Annotated in this window: 21 protein-coding genes and 1 pseudogene; 8 read left to right on the top strand and 14 right to left on the bottom strand. The window is 68.4% G+C overall.

Annotated features, from left to right (window positions below):
• Positions 1 to 164 precede the first annotated feature (164 nt).
• Positions 165 to 380 carry an HC3 family zinc finger protein gene (locus BKA25_RS28420; RefSeq protein WP_172803781.1) on the top strand — a complete coding sequence of 72 codons (216 nt, stop codon included), beginning with the start codon at positions 165 to 167 and terminating at the stop codon, positions 378 to 380.
• A 245-nt stretch (positions 381 to 625) separates the two neighbouring features.
• Here BKA25_RS28420 and tatA read toward each other — a convergent pair.
• From tatA to pafA, 5 genes and pseudogenes are all read right to left on the bottom strand, one after another.
• Positions 626 to 898, bottom strand: a pseudogene (gene tatA / locus BKA25_RS28425) (Sec-independent protein translocase subunit TatA); the annotation flags it as partial.
• Positions 876 to 1,145 (bottom strand): bacteriophage holin, encoded by a 270-nt coding sequence (locus tag BKA25_RS15115; RefSeq protein WP_069848917.1) that lies wholly within the window; start codon positions 1,143 to 1,145, stop codon positions 876 to 878. The pseudogene tatA and the gene BKA25_RS15115, both read right to left, overlap by 23 nt.
• 4 nt (positions 1,146 to 1,149) lie before the next feature.
• A complete protein-coding gene (locus BKA25_RS15120) occupies positions 1,150 to 2,139 on the bottom strand; it encodes a helix-turn-helix transcriptional regulator (protein WP_069848915.1) in 990 nt (329 codons plus the stop codon).
• Positions 2,136 to 3,113, bottom strand: a complete 978-nt coding sequence (locus BKA25_RS15125) for a helix-turn-helix transcriptional regulator (protein ID WP_069848913.1) — start codon at positions 3,111 to 3,113, stop codon at positions 2,136 to 2,138. The genes BKA25_RS15120 and BKA25_RS15125 overlap by 4 nt, the downstream gene beginning before the upstream one ends.
• 197 nt (positions 3,114 to 3,310) lie before the next feature.
• On the bottom strand, positions 3,311 to 4,669 hold the full coding sequence (gene pafA / locus BKA25_RS15130; RefSeq protein ID WP_069848911.1) for a Pup--protein ligase: 1,359 nt from the start codon (positions 4,667 to 4,669) through the stop codon (positions 3,311 to 3,313).
• Positions 4,670 to 4,738: 69 nt separating this feature from the next.
• On the opposite strand from pafA, the gene BKA25_RS15135 reads away from it, so the two are divergent.
• The gene (locus BKA25_RS15135) at positions 4,739 to 6,238 is read left to right on the top strand and encodes a bifunctional phosphatase PAP2/diacylglycerol kinase family protein (protein ID WP_069848910.1); all 1,500 of its coding nucleotides are present in this window, start codon (positions 4,739 to 4,741) and stop codon (positions 6,236 to 6,238) included.
• Positions 6,239 to 6,396: 158 nt separating this feature from the next.
• On the top strand, positions 6,397 to 6,882 hold the full coding sequence (locus tag BKA25_RS15140) for a universal stress protein (RefSeq protein ID WP_069848908.1): 486 nt from the start codon (positions 6,397 to 6,399) through the stop codon (positions 6,880 to 6,882).
• Between the two features lie 63 nt (positions 6,883 to 6,945).
• Here the strand turns inward: BKA25_RS15140 and prcA are convergent, their stop codons facing one another.
• The 7 genes from prcA to arc all read right to left on the bottom strand — a co-directional run bounded on the left by prcA (position 6,946) and on the right by arc (position 14,625).
• On the bottom strand, positions 6,946 to 7,737 hold the full coding sequence (gene prcA, locus BKA25_RS15145) for a proteasome subunit alpha (protein WP_069848906.1): 792 nt from the start codon (positions 7,735 to 7,737) through the stop codon (positions 6,946 to 6,948).
• A gap of 129 nt (positions 7,738 to 7,866) precedes the next feature.
• A complete protein-coding gene (gene prcB / locus BKA25_RS15150; RefSeq protein WP_069848904.1) occupies positions 7,867 to 8,709 on the bottom strand; it encodes a proteasome subunit beta in 843 nt (280 codons plus the stop codon).
• A 53-nt stretch (positions 8,710 to 8,762) separates the two neighbouring features.
• A complete protein-coding gene (locus BKA25_RS15155) occupies positions 8,763 to 8,960 on the bottom strand; it encodes a ubiquitin-like protein Pup (protein ID WP_069848902.1) in 198 nt (65 codons plus the stop codon).
• An 85-nt stretch (positions 8,961 to 9,045) separates the two neighbouring features.
• Positions 9,046 to 10,545 (bottom strand): depupylase/deamidase Dop, encoded by a 1,500-nt coding sequence (gene dop, locus BKA25_RS15160; RefSeq protein ID WP_069848900.1) that lies wholly within the window; start codon positions 10,543 to 10,545, stop codon positions 9,046 to 9,048.
• Between the two features lie 228 nt (positions 10,546 to 10,773).
• The gene (locus BKA25_RS15165; protein WP_236750736.1) at positions 10,774 to 11,730 is read right to left on the bottom strand and encodes an aldo/keto reductase; all 957 of its coding nucleotides are present in this window, start codon (positions 11,728 to 11,730) and stop codon (positions 10,774 to 10,776) included.
• A gap of 123 nt (positions 11,731 to 11,853) precedes the next feature.
• A complete protein-coding gene (locus BKA25_RS15170; RefSeq protein ID WP_069848899.1) occupies positions 11,854 to 12,387 on the bottom strand; it encodes a DUF3558 family protein in 534 nt (177 codons plus the stop codon).
• Positions 12,388 to 12,828: 441 nt separating this feature from the next.
• Positions 12,829 to 14,625 carry a proteasome ATPase gene (gene arc, locus BKA25_RS15175; RefSeq protein WP_069853599.1) on the bottom strand — a complete coding sequence of 599 codons (1,797 nt, stop codon included), beginning with the start codon at positions 14,623 to 14,625 and terminating at the stop codon, positions 12,829 to 12,831.
• 231 nt (positions 14,626 to 14,856) lie between these two features.
• Between arc and BKA25_RS15180 the strand changes: the two genes are divergently transcribed.
• From BKA25_RS15180 to BKA25_RS15190, 3 genes are all read left to right on the top strand, one after another.
• On the top strand, positions 14,857 to 15,576 hold the full coding sequence (locus BKA25_RS15180; RefSeq protein ID WP_069848897.1) for an Rv0361 family membrane protein: 720 nt from the start codon (positions 14,857 to 14,859) through the stop codon (positions 15,574 to 15,576).
• Between the two features lie 351 nt (positions 15,577 to 15,927).
• A complete protein-coding gene (locus tag BKA25_RS15185; RefSeq protein WP_069848895.1) occupies positions 15,928 to 16,728 on the top strand; it encodes a hypothetical protein in 801 nt (266 codons plus the stop codon).
• A gap of 338 nt (positions 16,729 to 17,066) precedes the next feature.
• Entirely contained in the window at positions 17,067 to 17,918 is an 852-nt protein-coding gene (locus BKA25_RS15190; protein WP_069848894.1) for an Rv0361 family membrane protein, read from the top strand.
• An 82-nt stretch (positions 17,919 to 18,000) separates the two neighbouring features.
• Here the strand turns inward: BKA25_RS15190 and BKA25_RS15195 are convergent, their stop codons facing one another.
• Both BKA25_RS15195 and BKA25_RS15200 read right to left on the bottom strand, forming a co-directional pair.
• Positions 18,001 to 18,834 carry a tRNA (adenine-N1)-methyltransferase gene (locus BKA25_RS15195; protein WP_069848892.1) on the bottom strand — a complete coding sequence of 278 codons (834 nt, stop codon included), beginning with the start codon at positions 18,832 to 18,834 and terminating at the stop codon, positions 18,001 to 18,003.
• 149 nt (positions 18,835 to 18,983) lie between these two features.
• Positions 18,984 to 20,114: a site-2 protease family protein gene (locus BKA25_RS15200; protein ID WP_069848890.1), complete on the bottom strand. Its 1,131-nt coding sequence runs from the start codon at positions 20,112 to 20,114 to the stop codon at positions 18,984 to 18,986.
• Positions 20,115 to 20,334: 220 nt separating this feature from the next.
• Here BKA25_RS15200 and BKA25_RS15205 point away from each other — a divergent pair, with 220 nt between their 5' ends.
• Both BKA25_RS15205 and BKA25_RS15210 read left to right on the top strand, forming a co-directional pair.
• Entirely contained in the window at positions 20,335 to 21,228 is an 894-nt protein-coding gene (locus tag BKA25_RS15205; protein WP_069848888.1) for a RecB family exonuclease, read from the top strand.
• Between the two features lie 169 nt (positions 21,229 to 21,397).
• Positions 21,398 to 23,377: an ABC1 kinase family protein gene (locus BKA25_RS15210; RefSeq protein WP_069848887.1), complete on the top strand. Its 1,980-nt coding sequence runs from the start codon at positions 21,398 to 21,400 to the stop codon at positions 23,375 to 23,377.
• Positions 23,378 to 23,540: the final 163 nt, after the last annotated feature.

The following is a 23,540-nucleotide window of genomic DNA, read 5'->3' on the forward strand; positions in this document are numbered from 1 at the left end:
TCGATTGAGATCCGGCGGATACCAACGGAAGCCGCCCCCTGCGCGTCACTAGGAAGACGGAACCTGTCGCCATTGATCGTTCGGCGTCGTTAACGTGGAGGAGAGAGATCATCACCGACAGTGGTGATCCTCGCGCTGAAGAACAGCAGAGGGGGTGTGCACCAGTGAGCGTCTACCACTGGCAGCCTGCGAGTAATCAACGCCATGTGCTGCGCGGCCCGCGTCGCAGGTATGGAGACGAGGAGACCGCGACTGCGCTGTGTGACGAGGTGGTCGTCGTAGCGAGCGACGACAACGGATTGGCTCGGTTCTGGGCGAGCTGCGAGAAGTGTTGGGAAGCGGCCAAGGAGATCGACATGTCCGCCACCCAACGAGGCTGACCTCGGCGGAGGATCGCGCGACGATAGAACCGACTCCATCGGGCCCGGCCGGTGTGGGAATGCCGGGCCCGACGAGTGAGCTGTTACTCGGCGTTGTTGGACGTGGCCTGCTGTTGCGGGGCGGCGGCTGCGGGCTGGGCCACGGTGGGCTGGGCGGCCTGCGGCGCAGCCGCGGCGGGCGGCGCGGTCTCGGCGGGTGCTGCCGCTGCGGGCTGCGCGGCGGGCTGCGGCTCGACTGGCTGGGCCACCGGCTGCGCGGCCACCGGAGCGGCCGTCGCAGGCTGGGCGGCCTGAATCGGCTGCGGAGCCGGAACCGGTGCCTGCGGGGCGGGGGCGGCGGCCTCGGGTGCCGCGTCGTTCTCCTCCTTGCCCTCGCTGCGCATGCCCTTGGTCTCCGCCTTCAGAATGCGGGCGGACTGGCCGAGCGAACGCGCCATCTGCGGCAGCTTGGTCGCGCCGAAGAGGAGCACGAGCACTCCCGCGATGATCAGGATCTCAGCGGTTCCGAGGTTGAACATTGATGACGCTCCCGTTCTCGTCCTGGTGATCGTGGGGCACCTGGGTTGTCGGCCTGTTGTTGCGTTCCTGCACCGCGACCTCGACGGCGGCGAGCCGGGCTCGAAGCATGCCGCCCCGGTCCCGGACCGTGCGACTTAGCCGCGACTGGGCGTGACGCATCCTCCGCAGCGACCTTAGTAGCCGATGCAGGACTATGGCGAGAAGGATGAGACCGACGACGACCAGCCCGCTGAGCAGATAGACCACCGGTCTACCGTATCCCGTCGGCCGCGAGGTCTTCCGCGAGCTTGTCGGCCAGCGACAACGCCGCACCGGCTCGACTCCGAACCGCCTCGGCCAGGCTCGCCGGTTCGAGGATCTGCACCCTGCCGCCCAGTCCGAGCACCAGCCGCAGCATCCAGGAGCTGTCGGAATAGCGCATGGTCACGCGGAGTCTGCCCCCCTCGACCTCGATCGGGTCCTCGACCGGGTGGTACTCGGCGACCCAGCGCACGTCTCGGTCGAGCACCAGTACCGCCGCGTGCTGGTCGGCGGCGGGTCGGAACGCACCGGTGGTCAGGTCGACCGGCTCGGCGTGCTTGGGGGGCGCCGCAGGCTCGTCGGTCACGTCGGCCTGGTCGATCCGATCCATCCGGAACAAGCGCATGCCCTCGGCGGATCGACACCAGCCCTCGAGGTAGTCGCGCCCGTCCAACAGCACCAACCGGGTCGGATCGATGGTGCGCTCGCTGATCTCGTCGCGCGATGCCGTGTAGTAGCGAAGCCGCAGGGCCCTGCGACGTTCCAGCGCCTGCTGCACCGAGTCGCGCACGCCCTCGCGGACGGCACCGTGCCTGCCGAGACCGACCACCACACCGGAGGGCTGGGCGCGACCCACGGCAGCCTCGATCTTGGCGACGGCGCGAGCGACCGCGTCGACGTCGGTGACGCCGGGGTCGTCGGTCAGGGCCCGCAGGGCGACCAGCAGCGAGGTGGCCTCGGTGGTGGTCAAGCGCAGTGGCCTGCTCATGCCCGCGTCGTAGGAGACCATCACCGACTCGTCGTCGAAGGACAGGTCGATCAGGTCACCCGGCCCGTAACCGGGCAGGCCGCACATCCACAGCAGTTCGAGGTCCTTGCGCAGCTGCCGAGGAGTCACGTCGAAGTCCGCGGCCGCCTCGGCGATCGGGATTCCCGGCCGGGCCAGCAGGTACGGGACCAGGGACAGCAATCGGGACAACCGTTCCGACGAGGCACTCATCGCGTTCCCTCCCCAATCGCGCCGAGCAGCGCGGTGCGCACCGAGGTCCGCAGTGGCTCGGGCTCGATGACCAGCACGTCCGGTCCGTAACCGGCGATCCAGTCGGATGCCGTGCCGGAATCGTTGAACTCGACCTCGAATAGGTCGCCCTCGATGCCGTCCACGGTGCGTTCACCCAGCTCGCGCCCATGTCTGCGCAGTCCGGTCGCACGGTCCCTGGCGATCCACAACACGGCGGGAGCCGCAGGCGCGGGCGGTTCGGAGGTGTGCGCGACGATCGACAACAGGTCGACGCCCTCCGGCCTGCTCACCGCACCCTTCTCCCCGGAGGCGGTCACCGGTCCGACGATGCGGGACAACCGGAAACAACGGGTCGCCTCCCGGTCCCGGTCGTGCCCGACCAGATACCAGCGGCCCCGCCAGGACACCACGCCCCACGGTTCGACCACCCGGCGGATGGGCTCCGGGCTGCTGTTACGGCGATGCTCGAAGCTCACCACCTGTCCGGCCTGTACTGCCGCGTGAAGTTCGGCGAAGGCGGGTTCGGTGATCCGCACCCTCGGTTCGACCGACGGTGCCGTGCCCTGGTCGACGTCCACCCCGGCGGCCCGCAGCTTCACCACGGCACGCCGGGCGGCGTCGGCGAAGTCGTGCGAGTCCCACAGGCGGGCGGCCAGCGCCACGGCAGCGGCCTCGTCGGGCTCCAGATCGATCTCGCCCAGCTCGTAGTCCCGCCGGGCGATGCGGTAGCCCTCGGTCCCGTCGAAGCTGGAGTTGCGGCCGGTCTCGAGCGGGATCCCCAGGTCCCGCAACTCGGCCTTGTCACGTTCGAACATTCGGAAGAAGGCGTCGCCGGTCGGCGCGTCCGCGTAGCCCGGAACGATCCCTCGGATCCGGTCGGCCCCGAGAAACTGACGGGTGGACAGCAGGCACAACACCAGGTTCACCAGGCGCTCAGCGCGTGCAGTTGACACCTTCGCACCCTAGCCGCTGGCCACCCGACGGTGTGACGCACCCGCTACCTCTGGACGACATCGATCTCCGGCCCGATGGAGGGCCCTCCAGCCACACCCGCACCACCGGTCACATCGGCAGGCGGGACCGTCGACCCGAACCGGCCTCATCCGAACGGACTGCGCAGGACGGAGGCCGGCCGGTTCCGGACGCGGTGTCACAACGAGGCGATCAGGCGTTCCACTCGCTCGTCGACCGCTCGGAAGGGGTCCTTGCACAGTACGGTCCGCTGAGCCTGGTCGTTGAGCTTGAGGTGGACCCAGTCGACGGTGAAGTCGCGGTTGGCGTTCTGCGCCGCCGCGATGAAGTCGCCGCGCAGCTTCGCCCTGGTGGTCTGCGGCGGGGTGTCCTCGGCGGCCTCGATCTCGCCGTCGTCGGTGACCCGCGCGACCATGTCCTTGCGTTGCAGCAGGTCGAACAGGCCCCGGCCTCGACGGATGTCGTGATAGGCGAGGTCGATCTGCGCGATCCTCGGACTGGACAGTTCGAGGTCGTGCTTGTTGCGGTAGCGATCGATCAACCGCTGTTTGATCGCCCAGTCGATCTCCCGGTCGATGAGGCCGAGCTGCTGCTGCTCGACGGCGTCGAGGGTGCGTCCCCACAGCTCGACGACCCGTTCGAGCATCGCGTCCGGCTCGCGGTCACGCAGGTGCTCGACCGCCTTGGCGTGGTAGTCGCGTTGGATGTCCAACGCCGAGGCCTCCCGGCCGCCCGCCAGCCGAACCGGTCGCCGACCCGTGAGGTCGTGGCTGATCTCGCGGATGGCCCGGATCGGGTTGTCGAGCGTGAAGTCGCGGAACTGCACCCCGGCCTCGATCATCTCCAACACCAGGTGCGCGCTGCCGACCTTGAGCATGGTGGTCGTCTCGGACATGTTGGAGTCCCCGACGATCACATGCAACCGTCGATAACGCTCGGCGTCGGCGTGCGGCTCGTCCCTGGTGTTGATGATCGGCCGAGACCTGGTCGTCGCACTCGAGACGCCCTCCCAGATGTGCTCCGCGCGCTGAGACAGGCAGTAGACGGCACCCCGAGGCGTCTGCAACACCTTGCCGGCGCCACAGACGAGCTGGCGGGTCACGAGGAACGGCAGCAGGACGTCGGCGACCCGCGCGAACTCGCCTGCGCGCCCCACCAGGTAGTTCTCATGGCAACCGTAGGAGTTGCCCGCAGAGTCGGTGTTGTTCTTGAACAGGAAGATGTCCCCGCCGATGCCCTCGTCCGCCAGTCGACGCTCCGCGTCGATCAGCAGGCCCTCCAGGACGCGCTCGCCCGCCTTGTCATGCGTCACCAGCTGCGTGATGTCATCGCACTCCGCGGTGGCGTACTCGGGGTGGGAACCCACGTCGAGGTAGAGCCGGGAACCGTTTCGAAGGAACACGTTGGAGGAGCGTCCCCAGGACACCACCCGTCGGAACAGATACCTGGCCACCTCGTCCGGGGACAGACGCCGCTGCCCGTGGAAGGTGCACGTCACCCCGAACTCGGTCTCGATCCCGAAGATCCGCCGCTGCATAAGGTCCACAGTAAGCGCTGTGACGGGATTCCTCCGTGATCCGTTCGGGGAAACGCTAGCGTCTATCCGGTGTGGAACTGGCTGCGCAGCGTGGCAGGCGGCATCGACCGCGTGGATCGAGACCTCGTCCGGCGGAGTTCACGCCTGCCGAGGACTCCCGCCGACCCGCTGATGAAGGAACTGGGGAACGCCGCGAACCACAGCCTGCTGTGGGTCACGGCGGCGGCCGTGCTGGCCGTGCGCAAGGGGCCGACTCGGCGAGCGGCGTGGCGCGGGTTAGCCGCGATCGCCGGGGTGAGCACGATCGCCAACGCGGTGGCCAAGCCCCTGTTCCCCCGGCGGCGCCCCGCAGTGGACTTGCTGCCGGAGCACCGGCGCTACCGATACCGTCCGCGCTCCTCCTCCTTCCCCTCGGGACATGCCGCCTCCGCCACCGCCTTCGCCACGGCGGTGGCCATGGAGAGTCCGCGCGCGGCCATGGTGGTCGCTCCGGTGGCCGCCGCGGTCGCCGTCTCGCGGGTGCACACCGGGGTGCACTGGCCCAGCGACGTGCTCGGCGGTGCCGTGTTGGGTGCGGCGGTGGCAGGCGCCACCCGCCGCTGGTGGCCGGTGTCCGAGGAGGTCTACGACGGGCCCGGCGTCGAGATCGACCTGCCGAAGCTGGGTGACGGCGACGGGTTGGTGTTGTTGATCAACCCGGGGTCCGGGGTGGAGGGCGAGGACGCGAGCGAGCACCTCGCCCAGGCCTGGCCCTCGGCCACCGTGGTCTACCCGAAGGAAGGCGCCGACCTCGTCGAGCAGCTGGCCGAGGTGGTCGACGACTTGGGTTCGAGCGTGCGGGCGATCGGCGTCTCCGGTGGTGACGGCACCGTGGCCGCCGTGGCCTCGGTCGCGGCGGTCCGCAAACTTCCGCTGCTGGTGATCCCGGGCGGCACCTTGAACCACTTCGCGCGCGATATCCGGGTCGACGGGCCGACTGCGGCGACACTGGCCGCCGAACAGGGCACCGGGATCGAGGTCGACCTGGGCAGCGTCGAGATCGACGGACGCACCGATCGCTGGTTCCTCAACACGGCCAGTCTCGGTGGCTACCCGGACATGGTGCGGTATCGGGAGCAGCGGGAGGACCGGTGGGGCAAATGGCCCGCCGCCGGTGCCGCCCTGGTCCGGGTGCTGCGGGAGTCTCGACCGATGACGGTGCGGATCGACGGTCGGGTCCGGCGGGTCTGGCTGCTCTTCGTCGGCAACGGCGCCTACCAGCCCCGAGGCTTCGCGCCCATGCTTCGCGGTGGACTGCACCACGGCACCTTGGACGTGCGCTACGTGCGAGCCGACGTCCCGTTCTCCCGGCTGCGATTCGTGTTGGCCGCGATGACCGGCGCGTTGCACCACAGCCGGACCTATGTGCAGCGCTCGTGCGCCGAGCTGACGGTGCAGGTGGCGGGCGACCCCGTCCTGCCCGCCACCGACGGCGAGGTGGGACCGGCCGGACGTCGCTTCCGCTTCGCCGCCCACTTCGGCGTGCTGCAGGTGTATCGACCCCGACTGAGCAGGGCGATGCGCGACTGATCGAGATTTCGCCCGATCGGCAGCTCGTCACAGTAGTGTGGTGTGTCTCACCCTGGAGCAATCGACGCAGGGAGTCCGCCATGCCGAACCTCGACAAGGTCAGCTATTCCACACCGGACAGGGCCAGGCCGCCGCTTGCGAATCGGGACCGGTAGGCGATGCGAGCAGATCTGGGTATCGATGGCGGGGTCGTCGTGGGTATCGACGGCTCCGAACCCTCATTGCACGCACTCCTACTGGCCTCGGACGAGGCACGACGACGCGAAGTCACGCTGCATGTCGTACGGGCATGGACGCTGCGTACGGCACCACGACCGCCCGGATTCCGCCCCTCGGCCGTGCCCAGTGTCGAGGAGTTCCACCACTGGGTGGAGAACCGCACCCAGGCCCTCATCTCCCAGACACTGCCCACGCAGGGTCCGGCCTCGGGGATACAACTGCATCTGCCGCGATCACAGGCGGTGGGAGCGCTGTTGACGGCGTCCGAGACCGCTGAACTGCTCGTGGTCGGTCACCGTGGGCGCGGAAGCAGGTTGATGCTCGGTTCGGTGGCCGCGATCTGTGTCCGGCGGGCAGGTTGCCCGGTGCTGGTCACCAGGCCGCATCACCGCCGTGCGCTGCAGCGCAAGCCCCCGACCCCCTGACCTCGGGTCCGGCGGCCGCCTAGCCCGCTGGCCATGCCCTGTCGGGCACGGCCAGCGGCTGCCTCATGCCTCCGGCCTCTCCTGAGCCTGCTCGTCCGAGTCCGAGTCCGACTCCGGCTTCGCGGGCTCGGAATCCTTCTTCGCGTCGCCGTCGGCGGTCTCCAGGATCGCGCTCACCGAGGCCGATCTGATGCGGCGGAATGCCCGGTGCGGCCGGTCACGCTCCAGGACGGCCACCTCCAGCTGTCCCACCGGCAGCTCCCGGGGTTCGTTCTTGCTGTTGGCCGGCTCGGCGGTCAATGCTCGGACCGCGTCGCGGACGGCCTCCTCCAAGGTCGACGTCGCATGGTCGGCGTCCCGCAGGGCGCCGGAGATCGTCTCGGCCTGTCCGCCCATCACCACGAAGCCGGGCTCCTCGATGATCGAGCCGTCGTAGGTGAGGTGGTAGAGCTGGTCGAGGTCCGGTGACGCACCGACCTCGGCGACACAGATCTCCACCTCGTAGGGCTTGATCTGCTCGGTGAAGATCGCCCCGAGGGTCTTGGCGTAGAAGCTGGCCAACGAGCGTCCGGAGACATCCCGCCGGTCATAGGCGTAACCGGTGAGATCGGCATGGCGGATGCCTGCCACCCGCAGGTTCTCGAACTCCGGATAGCGCCCGGCCGCGGCGAATCCGATGCGGTCGTAGATCTCGGAGACCTTGTGCAAGGTCTTCGACGGATTCTCGGCGACGAAGAGAACACCACCCGCGTAGGTCAGGACGATGGCGCTGCGGCCCTTGGCGATTCCCTTTCGGGCCAGCTCGGACCGCTCGCGCATCAACTGCTCTGGCGAGGCGTAGAACGGCATGCTCACGAGTGACGCTCCTGGCGTTGTCGGACGGGCAAGAAGTACACGAGGCGATGGGGATCCCTCCGCAGGAGGCCGCAGCCGATCCCGGTCGAGGCATGACCTCGGCCCGGTGACCCCATCGATACCAACGGCTCAGCCGCCCGGGTTCTCCTGGCGACCCTCCACCACGGCGCGCGCGACGGCCTCGGCTCGATCGTCATCGAGCCTGCGTGCGCCCTCCTCGGTGATCAGGACCACCGTCGGGTAGATCCGTCTGGTCAGATCGGGGTGTCCGGTGGCGGTGTCGTCGTCGGCGGCGTCGTAGAGCGCCTCCACGGCGGTCCGCACCGCCTCGTCGGCGTCGGCCTCGGGATCGTGCCGCTTCTTGAGCGCCGATTTCGCGAAGAGCGAGCCGGAGCCCACCGCGTGATAGCCCGACCGCTCCTCGTAACGACCGCCCGCGACGTCGTAGGAGACGATGCGACCCGCACGCAGCGGATCCGAGGCGTGCACGTCGTAGCCGACGAACAACGGGATCACCGCCAGCCCCATCATCGCCTGGTCCAGGTTGCCCCGGACCATGCCCGCGAGTTGGTTGGCCTTGCCGTCCAGGGACAACGAGACGCCGTGGATCTTCTCGTAGTGCTGGAGCTCCACGGTGAACAGCCGCGCCAGCTCCACCGCGATCCCGGCGGCGCCCGCGATGGCCACCGCAGAGTGGTCGTCGGTGACGTAGACCTTGTCGATGTCGCGCTGTGCGATCAGGTTCCCGCTGGTAGCCCTGCGGTCGCCCGCGATCAGGACGCCGCCTCGGAAGGTCAACCCGACGATGGTCGTGCCGTGGGGGGTATCCACTCGGCCTCCGTTCTCAGCTCGGCCACCGGGCAGCAGCTCGGGTGAGGCCGCTCGAAGGAAGTCGACGAAGGACGAGCCCGGCGCGAGGTACGCGGCGGGCAGCACGGCGCCTGCAGAGGGCGCAACCGAGGACGGTTCCATCGGCGAGATGATCTCCTTGGTCGAGGGGACGGTGGCGGTCGTGATCGGAGTGGCTACTGGCCACCCTTCTGGACATAGGCGCGCACGAAGTCCTCCGCGTTCTCCTCGAGCACGTCGTCGATCTCGTCCAAGATCGTGTCGACGTCCTCGCCGAGCTGTTCGCGGCGCTCCTGACCGCCGGTACCCGCGTCGGGAGTCTCCTCCTCGTCGCCGTCACCGCCGCCATGGCGTTGCGTTCGCTCCTGGGCCATCTCGCCTCCTCAGGTGTTGGGGCTCGACATCAACATTACCCAGCCTGGCCTGCCCTGTCGCCTACTCGAACAGCGGTAGACACCGTCAACGACGGGTCAGGGAGTCGACCAGCTCCTCGGCGGTCTCGGCCGCCTCGAGAAGGTGTCCGACGTGCGCCTTCGTGCCGCGAAGGGGTTCGAGGGTGGGAATACGCACGAGGGATTCGCGTCCGAGATCGAAGATCACCGAGTCCCAGGACGCGGCGGAGACCGCCGCCGGGTAACGCTGCAGGCAGCGACCTCGGAAATAGGCCCTGGTGTCCTCGGGCGGCATGCTCATGGCGGCGAGCACCTCGTCCTCGGTGACGAGCCGCCGCATCGAGCCCCGCGCGACGAGGCGGTTGTACAGGCCCTTGTCGAGCCGGATGTCGGAGTACTGCAGGTCGACCAGGTGCAGCCGGGGCGACGCCCAGCCCAGCCCGTCCCTGGTCCGATATCCCTCCAGCAAGCGCAGCTTGGCAGGCCAGTCGAGTCGGTCGGCACACTCCATCGGGTCACGGCCCAGAGCGGCGAGGATCTCGCCCCACATGTCCAGCACCGCCCGACCCGCAGGTTCGAGGCCGCCTGCATCGGCGAACTCCTGGGCGCGGGCGTGATACGCCCACTGCAGGTCCAAGGCGGTGAACCGACGGCCGTCGGCCAGCGAGACCGTGGTCTTGAGCGTGGGGTCGTGACTGATGGCGTGCACCGCCTGTACCGGGTCGGCGAGCCGGAGATCGTCGAACCGCCTGCCGGACTCGATCAGATCCAGCACCAGCGCGGTGGTCCCCAGCTTGAGGTAGGTGGAGGTCTCCGCGAGGTTGGCATCGCCGAGGATCACGTGCAGCCTGCGGTACTTGTCGGCATCGGCGTGCGGCTCGTCGCGAGTGTTGATGATGCCGCGCTTGAGCGTCGTCTCCAGTCCGACCTCGACCTCGACGTAGTCGGCGCGCTGCGAGAGCTGGAATCCCGCGCCGTCGCCTGCGGCGCCGATACCGACCCGTCCAGACCCGCAGACCACCTGCCGGGAGGCGAAGAACGGCGTCAGACCGGAGACCACCGAGGTGAACGGTGTGCTCCTGGCCATCAGGTAGTTCTCGTGGGTCCCGTAGGAGGCGCCCTTGTTGTCGATGTTGTTCTTGTAGAGCTGGAGCTTGGGCTGCCCGGGCACGGTGGCCGCCCGCATGGCCGCCGCCTCCATGATCCGCTCGCCCGCTTTGTCCCAGATCACCGCATCGCGCGGGTTGGTCACCTCGGGCGCGGCGTACTCGGGATGCGCATGGTCGACGTAGAGGCGGGCGCCGTTGGTGAGGATGACGTTGGCCGCCCCGAGTTCATCGGAATCCGGATCGGCGGCGGGAAAATGGCCGGAACCGAGATCGAAACCGCGCGCATCGCGCAGCGGAGACTCGACCTCGTAGTCCCAGCGGGCCCGCCGCGACCGGGGAATGTCCGCCGAGGCCGCGTAGGCCAACACCACCTGCGTCGAGGTGAGCACCGGATTCGCGGTGCTGTCCCCCGGCACTGCGATGCCGTATTCCACCTCGGTGCCCATGATCCGCCGCATGGTCGCCAGCCTACGGGTTCGCGGGCCCGACGGTCGGCGGTCGGAAGATCACGGAACAGTCGTCGCACGGGGCCGGGTCCTCGGCGTGTCGTCCGTGCAAGGGGACGTCACGGCGCGATCGGGAGGGCGCGCCGCGCGCGGGCCGTCTCCGCCGGAATGGCACGCTCGGTATTGCCCGTTCGGATGACAGCGAGCCCGCCGCTCAAGCCTGCGCGACGGGTCGGGCGCCTAGTTCCACGGCAGCGCGGCGCGTTCCTGCCAGTACCGGGTCGCGGGCTGGGCCAGTCCGGCGATCTGCTCGAGTTCGTCCTCGGTGAGCCGCACATCCTCGGCTGCGAGATTGGCCCGCAGCTGGCCGGGGCCTGCCGGGCCGAACAGCACGGAGTCCACCCATGGCGGGCACAACGCCGCCGCCAGCACCACGGCGTCCGCTCCGACGCCGTGTCGGCGAGCGATCTCGCCGATGACGGCGGGCGGCTCCACCACGAGCCTGCCGTTGGCCAGCGCCTCTTTCACCAGGACGTGAACACCCTCGCGATGCGCTTCGGCGAGAGCGTCACCGACCGAGGGCTCCAGGGGGTTCCACGTCGACTGCACCGCTCGGAACAGCCGTCGCCCGTCGAACTCCAGCTCGAGCGCTCGGCGCACGGTGTCGGCCTGGCCGGGCCCGGACGTGGAGAAGCCCAACCGCACGCCCTCCGCCGCGATGTCGGCGAGCGCCGCAAGCAACTCCGCGTCCTCGAACAGCGGGCTGTCGGAGGTCAACGAGTGCACCTGGTAGAAGTCGATCCACCCGTCGAGCAGCGCTCTACTCTGCGCCCATTGGGTGCGCAGCCGCTCTAGGGAGTGCTCCTTCACCTCGTGCACAGTGGCGTCGGTACGCCACTCGCCGACGTAGGCGTAGCCCCATTTGCTCGACACCGTCACGTCGCTGTGGCCTCGTTCGGTGAGCCAGCCTGCGAGGAACTCCTCGGAACGCCCGTAGGAGCGGGCGACGTCCACCCAGCGAATTCCGTGTGCGTAGGCGAGATCCAGCGTCTCCCAGGTGGCCGCCTGCATCGCCGCGACGCTGCGGTCGTGCGGTAGCTCTCCCTCCCGACCGAGATTGATGTAGGCCGGTCGCCCTAGGGCTGCCAGCCCCAGCGCCACCCTGGGTGCGATCGGTTGTCGGGAAGTCGTGGGCACGGCGACCACCGTAGTCGGTCGTGGCACCACCCGCGGTTCTCCGGATTCGTGTTCCTCGATCACAGGTCGGACCCGACGTCGATCGCCGAGTGCGCCCCGAGGCCTTCCGGAGGCGGCGCCGGGTCAGCGGCCGTCCAGGACCTCGCTCGCCAGCTCGGCGGCCACCTCGCACGGCGTGTCGTCCCGCACCAACCGCACCTCGACGCTCAATGCCGCGCCGGAGACATCCACCAGGACCGCGCAGCCCTCATCGGTGGCTCCTTGCGTCGCGGGTAAGCCACCGATCTCCAGCGTGGAGGTCTCGCCGGTGATCAAGGTATCCGACTCCAACCATTCCGCATACGGTGCTCCGGAAATAGCAGTGATCGTTGCTCCCTCCAGGTATTCACGGTTAGTCCAATTGCAGGTAGGCCCCTGCACCCGGTTGGTGGTGTAATTTCCGGTGGCATCCGGTAATTCCTGCAATACCACCTGGGTCGGTTCATCGCAGGCGCGTTTCGCGGCCGCGATCAACTCGTCCTCGGCCGTCTCCACGGAACTCCGGGAATCGGAATCCCCGCCGGGAGCGGCCGAATCGGCCTCGCCGCAGCCTGCCAAGAAGAGCAGCAACGCCGCCGACGCGCCCGCGCTGGCCAGCCGGGGAATAGACATCGACATGATCAGCTACCTCTGTCATCACTTGAGCTTCAGAGAACGCCTGGGCTCATCAGCCGGGAGAATCCCGAGTAGCGGACTCGTCGGTCGTAGGCGCCGTACTGCGGATCACGCATCTACTCCGCGCCTCGCCATCATCACTCGATCTCCGGATTCGGCCGATAACGGAGATCACCTTACACAGCGAGAAGGCCCGGATTGCAAGGTTGAAATGGCTCAAATCGGAAGCGAAATTTTCAACCGGGTCGGATTGCCGCTGACCTGCGGAGTCGCCGTTGACGATTCTCCACGACCTCAAGAAATGAACGGGCCGAAAATAATTCACCAGATGCCCGCCGCGTACCGCCACCGATTGCCTTACTCGCCGCCCGGGTCGGCCTGACCCTCTCGCGCGATCGGCCCGGGACGCGATCCGCCCCGGGCCGGCCACACTCGTAAAAACAGCTACAGGTACTGCCCAGTGTTCGTCGCCGTGTCGATGGCTCGACCCGACTCCTGGTTCTTACCGGTCACCAAGGTGCGGATGTAGACGATCCGTTCGCCCTTCTTACCGGAGATCCGCGCCCAGTCGTCCGGGTTGGTCGTGTTCGGGAGGTCCTCGTTCTCGGCGAACTCGTCCACGATCGCGTCGAGCAGATGCTGGACCCGAAGCCCCGGCTGGCCGGTCTCCAGCACGCCCTTGATCGCGGCCTTCTTCGCTCGGTCGACGATGTTCTGGATCATCGCGCCCGAGTTGAAGTCCCGGAAGTACAGCACCTCTTTGTCACCGTTGGCATAGGTGACCTCGAGGAAGCGGTTCTCCTCCGACTCGGCGTACATCCGTTCCACGGTGTTCTGGATCATGGCATCGACGCAGGCCTGCTTGTCGCCTTGGAACTCCACCAGGTCGTCGGCGTGGATCGGCAACGTGGCGGTCAGGTACTTGGAGAAGATGTCCTTGGCGCCCTCGGCGTCCGGGCGCTCGATTTTGATCTTCACGTCGAGCCTGCCCGGTCGCAGGATCGCCGGGTCGATCATGTCCTCCCGGTTGGAGGCGCCGATGACGATGACGTTCTCCAGCCCCTCGACGCCGTCGATCTCGCTCAACAGCTGCGGAACGATGGTGGTCTCCACATCGGAGGAGACGCCGCTGCCCCTGGTGCGGAAGATCGAGTCCATCTCGTCGAAGAAGACGATGACCGGAGTGCCCTCGGAGGCCTTCTCCCTGGCCCGCTGGAAGATGAGTCGGATGTGTCGTTCGGTCTCGCCGACGAACTTGTTGAGCAGCTCCGGCCCCTTGATGTTGAGGAAGTAGGACTTGGCCTGCTCGTCGGGGTTGCCGCCGCGCGCCGTGACGACCTGCTTGGCCAGCGAGTTGGCGACGGCCTTGGCGATCAGGGTCTTCCCACAGCCCGGCGGACCGTAGAGCAGCACGCCCTTCGGCGGACGAAGTTCGTACTCGCGGAAGAGATCGGAGTGCAGGAAGGGAAGTTCCACCGCGTCGCGGATCTGTTCGATCTGCCTGCCGAGCCCGCCGATATCGGTGTAGCCGACGTCGGGCACCTCCTCCAGCACGAGATCCTCGACCTCGGCCTTGGGCACCCGTTCGTAGGCGTAACCCGCCTTGCTGTCCACGAGTAGGGAGTCGCCGGACTTCAGCGGCGCCTCGCTGAGTGGCGCCGCCAGCCACACCAGACGTTCCTCGTCCGTGTGACCCACGACCAGTGCACGACTCGGGCTGCTCTGTCCGGGGTCGGTGAGGAGCTCACGCAGCGTGCAGATCTCGCCGATCCGCTCGTAGCCGCCCACCTCCACCACGGTCAGCGCCTCGTTGAGACGCACGGTCTGGCCCAGGGTGATCTCCTCCGCCGAGACCGTCGGCGAGAGCGGCACCCGCATCCGACGGCTGGCGGTGAACACATCCGCCGTGCCGTCTTCGTGCCCTCGAAGGAACACTCCATATCCGCTGGGCGGCTGGGCGAGGCGATCGACCTCTTCCCGCAACGCTGTCAGCTGGGTACGAGCGTCTTTGAGGGTGTCCACCAGTTTCGCGTTGCGTTCGGTGAGTTGGTTGATACGGTCGGACGCCTCGACAAGGCGCTGTTCCAATAGTTGGGACTGCCGAGGAGACTGCGAGGACTGACGGCGCAACAGCGCCACCTCGTCCTCGAGGAATCGGATCTGCGCAGCGAGCTCGGCGTCCCCACCGAACCGCTGCTCGTCGCCGCTGTCAGGCTTGCTGCCGGGATGGTCGTGCGGCATCTCGGCACCTCCTCCCGTGCTGGTGGATACCACGGTACCGGCGATCACCGTCCTTGGCGGTGTTGCTCCTGGGTGTGACCCATAAACGCCCGGTCGGCGGGATGGAATCCACCGAACAGGGCTAAGGCGGGAACGAAATCAATTACGGTGCGTCCCAAGTGTCAGCACCGGTTCGACCAGCCGCTAGGCTCCGCCCGATCACGTGGATGCGGCAGCATTGAGGAGAAAGTCATGACCGTCCCGCCCAACCCCCAGGGCCCCTACGGGCAGCAAGGCCAGCCGGGCGGTCAACCGCCGTACGGCCAGCAGCCCGGACCCTACGGCCAGCCCCCGCAGGGTGGCCAGCCCCAGTTCGGCCAGCAGCCCGGCCAGTTCGGGCAGCAGCCGCCCCCCGGCCAGTTCGGCGAGCAGTCCGGACCGTTCGCCGCGCAGCAGTACGGCCAGCAGCCCGACGGTTTCGGCGGCCCCGGCGGCGAACCGCCCAAGAAGAGCCCGCTGCCGTGGATCCTCGCGGGCGGCGGCGTCGTGGTGATCGCGGTGATCGTCGTCCTGATCTTCACCCTCGGCGGCGGTGGTAGCTCCGGCAGCCCGCAACAGGCCGCCGACGGCATGGTCGCGGCGATCAACGAGCAGGACTGGGAGGGCGCAGCCGAGTTCATGTGCGAGGCGCAACAGCCCACTCCTGAGGACCTCGCCACCCAAGAAGAAGACATGGCCGCCGGGTTCGAAGCACTGGGTGAGGACGTCTCCATGCAGTTCTCCGTGGTCAGCGTGAGCGAGCCTGCAGACGGCAAGGCCAATGCCGAGATCGCGATCGAGCTGCAGGGACTCGACCCGCAGATGCAGCAGATGATGGATGAATCGGGCGAGAGCATCCCGACTCTCTCCTTCGAACTGGTTGAAGAGGACGGCGGCTGGAAGGTCTGCGGCGGCGGACTGGGCAGCATGTGAGCCGTTCCACCTCGTAAGTCGTTTCATCTCGAAAGCGGCCGGGTCCCGTACGGGACCCGGCCGCTTTCGTGTCTCCTACCCGGACCGACCAGCAGGCACGCGGCGACCGTCTACAGCAGCCCGAGCAGACGGGCATCACGGCCGTTGGTTCCTTAACACGATCCTCACTGTGCACGTGAGAATTAATCACACTTATTCGCCGCCTTCTTCGAAAGAATTCCACGAACCTCCGCGCAGGGCGCTACCGTCGCCGGGCAGACCGCACATCACGGTGCCGACCGCAAGATGCGGCGGGCAACGGTCCGCGAACAATGTCGACGAGACGTCCGTGCGTCGTAGGAGAGATTCGCTATGTCCATGCCGCCCCAACAGCCCGGCCCGCACGGCCAACCGGGAGGTTGGCAACCGCAGCAGGGCGGACCGCCGTCGGGCGGATTCCCGCAGCACCACGGCCAGGGCCCCGGCCCGGGTGGCCCGGGGCAGCCCGGCGGCCCGCAGGGTTACGGCCAGCAGCCCGGCGGGTACGGCCCCGGGTTCGGCGGCCCCGGCGGGGAACCACCGAAGAAGAGCCCGCTGCCGTGGATCCTCTCCGGTGTCGGCGTGCTCCTCGTCGTCGGAATCGTGGCGGCCATCTTCCTCTTCGGCGGCTCCGATGAGGATTCCGGCGACGGGCAGAACGCCCAGTCCGGTTCCGGATCCGACAGCCAGAGCGAGGGTTCGCCCGGCGAGGGCGGCGATTCCGAAGGTAGCGGCTCCGAAGGCGGCGGCGGCTCCGAAGGCGGCGCATCCGCAGATTCGCCGGAGGGCGCTGCCACCGCTTTCGCGAACGCGTTGAGCGAAGAGGACTACATCACCGCGAACAACATGACCTGCGAAGCCGAGCGGGTGCCCGACGAGGAGGCCTCGCAGATCGACATCATGGCGGGTGCCCCGCCCGAGCTCGCCAACGCCGTGCCCCAGTTCACCGTCGAACAGGTCAATGAACCGGACTCCAGTGGTGCGGTCGCGGTCGATCTCTCGATGGAGCTCACCGGTCTCTCCCCGGAGGAGAAGACGCAGCTGGAGGAACAGGGCATGCGGCTCGCGGCCGACGCGTCCATCACGGTGGTCGAAGAAGACGGCTGGAAGATCTGCGACCTCAGCGTCGGCTGACGCGAACACCTCCCGTTGTTCCAGTGTGGTCGGGCTCGATCGACCGGGTCCGACCACACCGCTGTACAGGCGAAAGACCGAGGTGTGCGGCGTCCGAGCATCGTTGCGAGCCACAGGATGCGCTCCCACCTGTGTGCACCTGGAAATTGTCTAGTCGGCAAGCGCTCGACTTTCGGCAACCGCCCTCCACGAGGGCGAAAGAGGCCGCTACGGTCGCCTCACGCCGTTGTCCGACAACAGATCCGGACCGGCGCCACGATGCCCGCCCGCTCCATCTTCGGGCCTCGCCAAGATCCGATCCGGTGACCGACCTCCGTGAGTCGTAGGAGATACATCCCATGTCCATGCCTCCCCAGCCCGGCCCCTATGGGCAACAAGGCGGCTGGCAACAGCAGCCCGGCGGCTACCCCCAGCAGGGCCCCCAGTCCGGCGGGTTCCCGCAGCAGGGCCAGCAGCCCGGTGGCTATCCCCAGCAGCCCGGCCCGCAGTCCGGTGGCTTCCCCCAGCAGGGTTGGGGCCAACAGCAGCAGCCTGGTCAGTACTACGGACAAGGTGGTCCGGGTGGTGGCCCGGGCGGCGCAGGCGGGCCCGGCGGCCCCGGCGGTAAGAGCCCGCTCCCCTGGATCCTGGGTGGCGGCGGTGTCCTCGTCGTCGTCCTGATCGTCGTTCTCGTGATCGTTCTCGGCGGCGGCGATGACAACGGCGGCAGCTCGAACACCGCCAGCGGCAGCGACTCGGCCGGTTCCTCGCAGGACGACGGTGGTGGCGGCGACTCCGAGAGTGGCGGCGGCGCCGTCGCCGGCACTCCCGAGGAGACCGCCCAGGCGCTCGCCGACGCCTCGAACAACGAGGACTACCAGGCCTTCATCGATCTGACCTGCGAGCAGTATCAGAACGAATATGGCACTGCCGAGATCGAGGAGATGGCCGGGGGCATGGACATGTCCCAGGTCGACCCCTCGCTCGCTGAGATGGAGGCGACCATCTCGGTGGACAGCGTCGAGCAGATCAGCCCGGAGGAAGCCGAGGCGCGGCTCGTCATCAACTACTCCAATGTTCCTCCGGAGCTGGCGGACTACATGCCCACCGACATGGGCGTCTACTTCACGCTGGTCCCCGAGGACAACCAGTGGAAGATCTGCGACTTCCGTCTCGACGAGGGCTCGATGCCCTCGATGCCCACCTACTGATCGTCGGACGCCCGGTCGTCACTCCCGTTCGGGGGCACTGCGCACCTGCAGTGCCCCCGTCGTCATGAGCGGGCCGCGTCCATCAGCCCTTGCTGGGCCGCCGTTGCGGCTTCGGCGCGCTGACACCGTCGGCGAGTCGACGGGCGGTCAGCAGGAAGGCCGTGTGGGCGACCATCCGATGTTCCGGCCGCACGGCCAGGCCCACGACGTGCCAAGGGCGAACCAGGGTCTCCCACGCCTCGGGCTCGGTCCAGCACTGCTGTTCGCGCAGCGCCTCGGTCACCCGGGAGAGCTGGGTGACCGTGGCCACGTACACCACCAGCACTCCGCCGGGAACCAGGTTCGCCGCCACGACCGGCAGTTGCTCCCACGGCCCCACCATGTCCAGCACCACGCGGTCCACCGGACCGCCGTCGTACTCGGCGAGGTCCGAGACGTTCAGCTGCCAGTTGTCCGGCTTGTCACCGAAGAAGCGACGCACATTGCGGTCGGCGTGCTCGGCGTGGTCCTGGCGGATCTCGTGCGAGACCACCGAACCCTCGTTGCCCACCGCCCGCAACAGCGAGCACGTCAGCGCTCCGGAACCCGCGCCCGCCTCCAGCACTCGCGCCCCAGGAAAGATGTCGCCCCACATCAGGATCTGTGCGGCGTCCTTCGGATAGATGACCTGCGCACCACGCGGCATCGACAGCGTGTAGTCGGCCAACCGGGGCCGCAGGGCGAGATACGTGGTTCCGCCGACCGTGGAGGTGACCACCGACCCCTCCGGCTTACCGATGAGCGCGTCATGGGCCAGGGCACCGCGATGAGTGTGGTACTCGCCGCCCTCTTCCAACACGATCGTGTAGTGGCGGCCTTTGGGATCGGTGAGCTGCACCCGATCGCCTGCCTGGAACGGGCCGCTGACACTGCTCACTGGGGTCGAACCTCCTGCGCTGATCTATTCGTTGACACCACACGACCGTGCGGCGGCTGGGCGATCGTCGCAGACGGTCGCCGACTCGCCGACACCGAACCTCCCGGACGGGCCGTTCGCAGCCGATCGCCGAGCCTGGACGGCAGCGCTCATTCCGTGCCGAGTGCGGCCCGCAGGTCCTCCCGGCGCAGCACACCGGACGGCCTGCCGTCGTGGCCCACGACCAGGAACTGCCCGGCCGAGGTGCTCAACACGCGTTCGGCGATCTCCTGGCCCGGTTCGGAGTCCAACACGACGTTCTCCGCGGTGATCGGCTCCGCCGCGTACTCGGCTGGCGAGGCGGGCGAGATCGCGGCGAGGTCCTCGGCGGTCCGACGGTCCAGCAGGCCGACGGCGACCCCGTCGGCCCTGACCAGCACCACACCTCGGCCTGCGGAGGCGGCGAGCGCGTCGGCGACCGGGCTCTCCGATGGCAGTTGCAGCACCGGCCGGGTCAGCTGATCGAGCCGCAGTCGGGCGGGCCAGGGCCGCCGGGCACCGAGCGCCAGCTCCGCGCCGATTCCCAGGCCGATGAACCAGATCATCACCACGCACGCACACAGTCGCAGCCAACGGTCGTCGCTGGTCGTGAAGAGCCCCGCCAGCGCCCACCACGCGAGCAGCACGGCGACCACCATGCCGCCGACCGCCGCCGCCGTGGTCCCGGTGCCCCGCCTGCCGCTGATCCCCCAGACGACCGCCCGCAGCATCCGTCCGCCATCCAACGGAAGTCCTGGCAACAGATTGAAGGCCCCGACCACTGCGTTGGCGACCGCGACCTGCGCGACCAGGAGCCACAGGACACCGCGCGGCTCGACGATCGGCAGGAAGCCCGCGAAGACAGCGGCGAGGGTGAGCGACACCATCGGCCCGGCCACCGCGATCATGCCCTCTTGGCTGGCCTTGTTCGGCGGACGGACCAGTTCGGCGACCCCGCCGAGGAACTGCAGCCGGATCCGCCGCACGGGCAGGCCGAGGCTGAGCGCCACGAAACAATGGCCGAGTTCGTGCAGCAGGACCGAGACCCCGAGCAGCAACACGAACGCCGCCGCGAGCACGGCGGAGGCACCGAGACCGATCTCGGGCAGCAATCTGCGGACCAGCGGGGTGTACAGCACGACGATCAGCAGCGAGATCAGCCACCACGACGGTGCCAACAGCACTGGGACGCCCCGCACCCGAAGCAGGAGCAGTCCCGGGATCGGACCGGCAGGCGAGACGTGTCTGCTGGTGGCGGGCATCCTGGCAGCCTAGAACCCCGGGAGTGTGGCGGCAGTGCATCGGTCGCCGGTCTGTCGCGAACTCGGCGGTAGGCCGATATCCGGGCATGCCGGAACTCATTCGATGCTCCCGTCCACCGGAGGTCGGTCGAGCCGCCGGCGGTGCTCGACTCCCGTTGTGTTCGAGACGTCCGACGGGAAGCGGACGAGAGGGTCGGTGCGGTGTCCTAGGGTGCGCTGCATGACCGACACTGCGGCGACCAGCATCGAGGCCGGGCGGCTCCCGGAGCGCGCGGTCCGCAGACCAGCGCTGTCGCCGTCCCGCGCGGGCGACTTCAAGCAATGTCCCCTGTTGTACCGCTTCCGGGCCGTGGACCGGTTGCCGGAGAAGCCGACCAAGGCCCAGGTACGCGGCACGGTGGTGCACGCCGTCCTCGAACGGCTCTTCGCACTGCCGATCGACGAGCGACTCCCCGAGCGCGCCGAGGCCCTGCTGGAGCCCTGCTGGCAGGAGCTCTCCGCCGAGCAGCCCGAGTGGCGTGCGTTGTTCGACGGACCGGACGATCCCGCGCTGGCGGAGTGGCTCGGATCGGCCCGCAAACTGTTGACCGGGTACTTCGAGCTGGAGGATCCGCGCAGATTGCAACCGGAGGCCTGCGAGCTGCTGGTCGAGACCGAGCTCGACTCCGGGGTGTTGTTGCGCGGCTACATCGACCGGCTCGACGTCGCCCCGACCGGCGAGATCCGGGTGGTCGACTACAAGACGGGTTCCGCGCCCAGGGCGATCGGGGAGGCCAAGGCGCTGTTCCAGATGAAGTTCTACGCGCTGGCCCTGTGGCGGTTGCGCGGCGTGGTGCCCCGGCAGCTCCGACTGATGTATCTGGCCGACCGTCAGGCCTTGGCCTATACCCCGGACGAGGCCGAGCTCCGTCGGTTCGAGCGAACCCTGGACGCGATCTGGCAGGCCATCCTGCGCGCGGGCCGCACCGGCGATTTCCGCCCTAACCGCAGCAAACTCTGTGGCTGGTGCGATCATCAGAGCCACTGTCCGGAATTCGGCGGAACTCCACCGCCCTACCCCGGTTGGCCCGAGCCGATCGCGCCCGCCGAAACCGCCCTCGACCGAGCCGACTGACCGGCGGGTACGGCAGAACGCCACCGCCGACATCCCCGGTCGAGTCGGCACCGCGGGTCCGAACTCCTGCTGCGATGTGACCGCACGGGGTCCAGGCGCCGCTTCCGCGAGGTAGGGCGGGTCTCCCGGGGGCAATCGACGTGCGGGGCGCGCCCGCCAGGAGGTTTACATGTTCGGCATCGCGGCGGCCGTGACGGTGATTCTGACGATCCTGATCTTCGCGACCATGGCGCGTCGATTACTCGGGGTCCAGTTCAGTCGATTCCGCACGGTGGCCGCGGGCTTCGCGGGCATGGTGGTGGGCGGCCCGCTGATGCTGCTCATCGTGAGCCCGGACGTCGACGAACCGGGATTGCGGCCCCTCGCGCAGCTCGCCCTGGCCACCGCGTGCGCGGTGTTGTTCGCGATGGTGTTCCTCGTGCTGGCCGAGGCCTTCGTGCCCAGCGGTTCGGTATCGCCCATCGCGCAATGGATTCCCGCGCTGCGCAGGCGGATCGCCAGGACCCAGCGGTACACCAAGCTGACCTCGATCGCCGTGCGGCACGGGCTCGGCCCCTACCTGCGGGGCCGTCAGCAGACCGGACCCGACTCCTCGGGCGGCCGGCACCGACTGGCTCGTTCGCTGCGAGCGGCCTTGGACGAGGGCGGTGTCACCTTCGTCAAGCTCGGTCAGGTGTTGTCGACGCGGCAGGACCTGGTCTCCCCCGAGTTCATCGAGGAGCTGTCCGCGCTGCAGGACCGGGCGGCGCCCATCCCGTGGGAGCAGGCCAGCGCCGTGTTGACCGCCGAGTTGGGTCGTCCGCTGGACGAGGTGTTCGCGGAGTTCGAGCGGGAACCGCTGGCAACGGCCTCCATCGCGCAGGTGTATCTGGCCCGCCTGGTCACCGGCGAGGAGGTGGTGGTCAAGATCCAACGGCCGAACATCGCCGCCGCCGTGGAACGTGATCTCGACATCGTCACCCGGTTGGGCCGCACCCTGGAGAAGTCGACCCAGTGGGGCCGCTCGTTGGGGATCGCCGAGTTGACCGAGGGCTTCGCGACGGCACTGCGCGAGGAACTGGACTTCCGCATCGAGGCGGGCAACATGGCCACCGTCGTGGCCAACGCCAGGGCCCGGCGTGACGACAGCGTCGTGCTTCCGGAGCCACACGCGCAGCTGTGCGGTGAGCGGGTCCTGGTGATGAACAGGATCTCCGGCGTTCCGCTGCGCCGCGCGGGTGGGCTGCTCGAACAACGTGGCATCGATCCGGTGGACACGGCCAGGACACTGCTGAGCTGCGTGCTGCGGCAGATCATGTTCGACGGCGTCTTCCACGCCGATCCGCACCCGGGCAATGTGATGGTGACCGAGGACGGCGGCATCGGACTGCTGGACTTCGGGTCCGTCGGCAGGCTCGATGGGGCCACCAGGGATGCCCTGGCCCAACTGTTGGTCGGGCTGAACTCCGGAAACGCGGGGATGGTCACCGACGCGCTGTTGACCGTGGTCCTGCAACCGGAGCCGGTGGACGAGCAGCAGTTGGAGCGGTCCCTCGGACAGTTCATGGTCCGACACCTCGGTGCCGGGTCGACGCCGTCGGCGCAGCTGTTCATCGATCTCTTCACCATCGTGTCCGACCACGGTCTGTCGGTTCCGCCGCAGATCGCGGCCGTGTTCCGGTCCTTGGGCACCTTGGAGGGAACGCTGCAGGTCGTCGCGCCGACCTTCGATCTGGTGGGTGAGGCCCGTGCTTTCGGGTCGGCTCAGTTCGCCGAACAGGGTTCGATGGGCTCGCTGCGGGAGACTGTCCAGAACGAACTGATCTCGCTGCTGCCCATGCTGCGCAAACTGCCGCGCAGGGTCGATCGGATCTCCGATTCGCTGGAGCGCGGCCGACTGAGTGTCAATGTGCGGCTGCTGGCGGACGAACGCGATCGGCGCTTCCTGACCGGCCTGGTGCACCAGGTACTGCTGACCGTACTGGGGGTCACCGGCGGACTGCTCGGCGTGTTGCTGCTCGGGCTGCCCGAGGGCCCGGACGTGGTGGAGGACCTGCCGCTCTACGACGTCCTCGGTTACGCCATGTTCGTGCTGTCGTCGGTCCTGGTGCTGCGCGTGGTGGCATCGATCTTCCGCAACGGCTCCGGCGACGAAGACGGCCGCGACTAGGCGACACGTCGGAGCCCGGGCAAGCCGGGTACGGGAAAAACCGGTCATCTCACCCGGAGTGCCCAGGCATACTCGGCGGCCGAAGGTCACGTCGACATCTCCGAGATTCGCTACGAGCTTGCCGATAGGTGAGCACCCACCAGTCGCCTGCGGTCCCGCCGCA

This window comes from Actinoalloteichus hymeniacidonis, from assembly GCF_014203365.1.
Taxonomy (GTDB): Bacteria; Actinomycetota; Actinomycetes; order Mycobacteriales; family Pseudonocardiaceae; genus Actinoalloteichus_A; species Actinoalloteichus_A hymeniacidonis.